Source organism: Hydrogenophaga sp., assembly GCF_028698005.1.
In the GTDB taxonomy this organism is placed as follows: domain Bacteria; phylum Pseudomonadota; class Gammaproteobacteria; order Burkholderiales; family Burkholderiaceae_C; genus Hydrogenophaga.
On sequence record NZ_JAQVEJ010000243.1, the window covers coordinates 1 to 3031 of the forward strand.

At 72.5% G+C, this 3031-nt stretch carries 2 protein-coding genes; both read left to right on the forward strand.

Annotated elements, in window-relative coordinates; genetic code table 11:
- A partial coding sequence (locus PHQ87_RS15430) for a site-specific recombinase (protein WP_300236319.1) occupies positions 1-1884 on the forward strand: 1884 nt, incomplete at its 5' end.
- 7 nt (positions 1885-1891) lie between these two features.
- Positions 1892-2896 (forward strand): thiamine-phosphate kinase, encoded by a 1005-nt coding sequence (gene thiL / locus PHQ87_RS15435; RefSeq protein ID WP_300236322.1) that lies wholly within the window; start codon positions 1892-1894, stop codon positions 2894-2896.
- Positions 2897-3031: the final 135 nt, after the last annotated feature.

Sequence of the window (3031 nt, forward strand, 5' to 3'; positions counted from 1 at the left end):
GACACCGTGGCGGCCGATCCGGCGCTGCACGCGCGCTGGCGGCACTGGTGGTCGCACTTCGTACAGTCGGTTGACCTGACGCCTCTGCTGGCCGACTACGGCTTTGCGCCGCGCACCGCCTTCCTGAGCGAACTGATGCACCGGGTGCGGCGCAAGCTGCTGCCGGCCACGCCCGAAACCGGCGACATGGCGGAACTGTTCGTTCTGCTGCTGCCCTCGCCATTCGACGTGCGCTGGCTGCAGGCGCTGGACACCGGCACGCTGCAGCGCCTGCGCGAGGTGCTGCTCGCCCCCGCCGCAGGCACCGATGCGGAACCGGACGGCGCCAGCGCGGTGTGGACATCGACGCTGCTGGACGCGCTGACCTTCTGCACCGGCCAGATCAGCGCGATCGGCTTCGCCCACGAGATCCGCACGCGCATGTCGGACAGCGCGCAATCGCAGCGGCCGTTCCACGATCTGCCCATGACCATGGCCCAGTTGCGGCGCACGGTGCAGGAGCACGGCCTGGACAGCGGCGCCACGCAACTGGCTGCCGACAGCCTGATCCAGCAGCTCGACCGCTGCCGGCAGGCGGCGCAAACGGTCTATCCGCACCTGGACACACACGGCATCTCGGTGGGCATCGTGTTCCTGCTGCGCCAGTTGCGCGCGCGCATCCTGCGCTGCCGGCAACTGCTGGACTGCCTGCTGACCGACCGGCCCGAACGTGCCGCGGCCGCGCTGCTGGCGGACCTGGCCCAGCTCAGCCAGGACAACCGCAGCATCCGGGCGCTGATCGCGCACAGTTCGCACCTGACGGCGGCCAAGGTGGCCGAGCGCAACGCCGAAAGCGGCGAGCACTACATCACGCGCGATGCGGCGGAGTACCGCCAGATGCTGGGCCGCGCGGCCGGCGGTGGCGCGCTGCTGGGTGTCACCACCTGGATGAAGTTCGGCCTCACGGCGCTGGCGCTGTCGGCCTTCTGGGAGGGCTTTGCCGCGGGCGTGAACTACGCGCTGTCCTTCGTGCTGATCTACCTGCTGCACTGGACCGTGGCCACCAAACAACCTGCCGTGACCGCGCCGGCCATGGTGGCCAAGCTGCGCGACATCCGCGCCCCCGGCGCGGTGCGCCGCTTCGTGGACGAGGTGGCCAACCTGCTGCGCACGCAGATCGCGGCGATCACCGGCAACGTCGGCCTGGTGGTGCCGGTGGTGCTGCTCATCAGCACCCTGCTGTCGGTGCTGCTGGGCCTCCCGATGATTGGCGAGGAGAAGGCCCGGCATGTGCTGCACGACACCAGCCTGCTCGGCCCCACGCCGCTGTTCGCTGCGATCACCGGCGTCCTGCTGTTCGCCTCCAGCATCATCGCCGGCTGGGTCGAGAACTGGTTCGTCTTCCACAAGCTCGACTCGGCGCTGGCGCACCACCCGGGCTTCACGCGCCGGCTCGGCGCGCAGCGTGCCGCGCGCTGGGGACGCTGGCTGCGCGAGCACATCTCGGGTCTGGCCGCCAACGTGTCGCTGGGCTTCATGCTTGGGCTGGTGCCGGCCTTCGCCGGCTTCTTCGGCCTCGGCCTGGAGGTGCGCCACGTGACACTCTCGGCCGGCCAGGTGGCGGCCGCCGCCGCATCGCTGGGCACACCGGTGCTGAGCGATCCGGCCTTCTGGTGGGCGGTGGCCGGGGTGCTGGTCATCGGCCCGTTGAACCTCGCGGTGAGTTTCTACCTGGCGTTCCGGCTGGCGCTGAAGGCGCAGGCGATCAGCGACGTCAACCGCCAGCGGATCAACGCCGCGATCCGCCTGCGCCTGCGCCGCGCACCCTTGAGCTTCCTGCTGCCGCCGCGTCCGCAGGACACCGAACCCGAGGACGAGGAGTCGCCGTCCTCGTCGTCCCCCTGAAAGCCCCATGCCGACCATCCCCGCACCAGAGGCCGACGGAGAATTCGGCCTGATCCGGCGCCACTTCACGCGCCCCGGGCACACCCTGCCGCCCCAGGCCGTGCTCGGCGTGGGCGACGACTGCGCCCTGCTGCAGCCCACGCCCGGCCACCAGCTCGCCATCTCCTGCGACATGCTGGTCGAAGGGCGGCATTTCCTCCCGGATGCCGACCCGGCCACCCTGGGCCACAAGACCCTGGCGGTCAACCTCAGCGATCTGGCGGCCATGGGCGCGCGGCCCCTGGGCTTCACCCTCGCCCTGGCGCTGCCGGCCGTGGACGACACCTGGCTGGCCGGTTTTGCGCGGGGGCTGTTCGCGCTGGCCGACCGGCATGCCTGTCCGCTGATCGGCGGCGACACCACACGCGGCCCGCTCACCCTGTGCGTGACGGTGTTCGGCGAGCTGGCGCCGGGCAGCGCGCTGCGGCGCGACGCCGCCCGTGCGGGGCATGACGTGTGGCTCAGCGGCCGCACCGGCGAGGCGCGCCTGGCGCTGGCGCTGCGTGCCGGCGACGACTGGGCCCTGGCCGCCGGCCTGGACCCGGCGCAGGCCGGGGCCTGCCACCGGCGCATGGATGCCCCCGAGCCCCGACTGGTGCTCGGACAGGCCCTGGCCGGCGTCGCCCATGCCGGCATCGACGTGAGCGACGGGCTGGCGGGCGACCTCGGCCACATCCTCACCGCCAGCGGCGTCGGCGCCGAGCTGCAGATCGACGCCCTGCCCGTGGCGCCCGCGCTCGAGCGGCTGACGGCGACGCGGCGCCTCGAATGCCTGGCCCACGGCGGCGATGACTACGAGCTGCTGTTCTGCGCCCCGCCCGAGCAGCGCGCGCGCATCGAGGCCATCGCCGCGCAGGCCGGCACGCCGGTCACGCGCATCGGCCGGATCACCGCCGAACCCGGCTTGCGCTGGCTCGACGCGCAAGGCGCCGTGCAGACGCTGCCCGGGCGCGGCTTCGACCATTTCGCCTGAGCGATCGACCGGATAATCGCGGCATGACGCCACCACCCGCCGTCCCCGTCGCCCCGGTGCTGCATCCGGACCTGCGCTTTCTCCTGGCCCACCCGGCCCACTTCATCGCCCTGGGGGCCGGCTCCGGCCTGCCCC

What these genes read in the sequence shown, in the direction of transcription:
- thiL (WP_300236322.1), top strand. Translation starts at nt 1,892, where the DNA reads ATGCCGACCATCCCCGCACCAGAGGCCGACGGAGAATTCGGCCTGATC.